General features: G+C 42.1%; 3 protein-coding genes. 1 reads left to right on the top strand and 2 read right to left on the bottom strand.

All coding sequences use genetic code 11. The features are described from left to right. On the bottom strand, positions 1 to 344 hold a 344-nt coding region (locus MOB01S_RS13010), incomplete at its 3' end, for a PT domain-containing protein (protein ID WP_281177258.1). Positions 345 to 451: 107 nt separating this feature from the next. Then, on the bottom strand, positions 452 to 1,027 hold the full coding sequence (locus tag MOB01S_RS12010; protein WP_066805848.1) for a biliverdin-producing heme oxygenase: 576 nt from the start codon (positions 1,025 to 1,027) through the stop codon (positions 452 to 454). A gap of 151 nt (positions 1,028 to 1,178) precedes the next feature. Between MOB01S_RS12010 and MOB01S_RS12005 the strand changes: the two genes are divergently transcribed. Beyond that, the gene (locus MOB01S_RS12005) at positions 1,179 to 1,598 is read left to right on the top strand and encodes a YbaN family protein (RefSeq protein ID WP_066805845.1); all 420 of its coding nucleotides are present in this window, start codon (positions 1,179 to 1,181) and stop codon (positions 1,596 to 1,598) included. The last annotated feature ends 9 nt before the right edge of the window (positions 1,599 to 1,607 follow it).

Here is a 1,607-nt window from a genome sequence, read left to right as displayed (position 1 = left end):
TGGTTGGTTGGTTGGTTGGTTGGTTGGTTGGTTGGTTGGTTGGTTGGTTGGTTGGTTGGTTGGTTGGTTGGTTGGTTGCCAATATTGTGTGCGTGATATTCAAATCCTGTCAAGACTTTTGGTTCAAAAAGCACATCAATATCTTTGGTATCTACTTGCAAATGCAAAAAACGCTCGTCTTTTCCTGCATCTTCTTTGTTCATGCCTGCTTCTAGCACACTGTCTTTGAAGGGAAAATTGAGCACCACATCGTTATGGTGTTGGATAAATCCTTGACGATTGGTATTTGTAGCAAATAAACCAATTTTATTACTATAAGTAGTATGGCGACCTTTGATAGACATGAAATCAGTTCCTTATTTTTAACAAGATTTGTTAGTATAAATAAAAATGATTAAAAAATCCATCAAATACACAAAAAACCGCCCAATCATGAGCGGTTTTTTTATCATCATTCGTTCACTTCATAAATCTTACGAATCACCCGCTTAAAATAAGCAAACGCATCATCAGCCCCTTTCATTGCTGATTGTTTGTCCTCATCAGATAGTGGCAAGGCATCAATTTTGGCTTTGGTGGTACGCCAGTGAGGCATACGCCCATCTTCGTGGGCAGATAGGTGAGACGCCCCAAATTCGTCCGTAAGGTCAATTTTGCCCGCCTCTTTGTACAAAATCGCCGCCCCCACATTAGAGCCCTCCACGCAGTATAGCCACCCTATCGCCTCGCTGTCGGTAAATGTGGGTGTTTCTACGTCTTTGCCATAAGGGGCGACTTCTAGGTCTTTCATGTCTGATTTGACACGGTCAAGACGAGCCAAGTCTGCCAACCCTTCAATTTGACTGGCAAGTTTCTCATTGTGATAAATGGGATTGACGGTGCTATGAAATTCATACTGAGCTTGCAAAAATTTACGGTAGTTATCATGACTGGCAAAAGGCTCCATGCTCATTACCAACTCATCCACCGCATCATGGGTAGTACGTGAATGCTCCTTTAACGCTTCGGTTAGGGTAAGTTCGCTCATAAATCACCTTTTTATTGGATTAAAACTGCTATAAAATAACTCATTTTTGCCAATTTGTAAAATGATTTTTATTTACAATTACAAAAATTTTTGTGATATACTATTGTCTAGCTCATTGATACTGTTATACACCTAATTTGATTTGTTTGTTATGTCCAATCCCAACACTTCACAAGACCCAAAATCCACCCAATTACACAACAATGCCGTCATGCGTTGGGTATTTTTGGTGTTGGGTTTTGTGTTTGTTGGGCTTGGGATTTTGGGGGTGATTGTACCCGGTATGCCAACCACCGTTTTTATCTTGCTTGCTGGCTATTGCTGGGCAAAAAGCTCGAGGCGGTTTCATGGTTGGCTCATGCGCCATCGTATTTTTGGCAAAATGCTCAAAGATTGGGAAGAACGCCGAGCCATGCCCCGTTTTGCCAAATATCTGGCATGGAGCATGATGAGTATGTCCTGTGCATTTTTGTGGTGGCGACTGCCCACTGATAAAATATGGGTGGCAGGACTGGTCAGTGCATTGTGTCTGGCAAGTGGCATTTGGATTGCGCGCCTACCTGACGCATAAAATATAGTC

The organism is Moraxella oblonga NBRC 102422 (assembly GCF_001598275.1).
Taxonomy (GTDB): domain Bacteria; phylum Pseudomonadota; class Gammaproteobacteria; order Pseudomonadales; family Moraxellaceae; genus Moraxella; species Moraxella oblonga.
The sequence above is the reverse complement of the archived record's forward strand: the minus strand, read 5'-3'. Positions and strand labels throughout refer to the sequence as shown.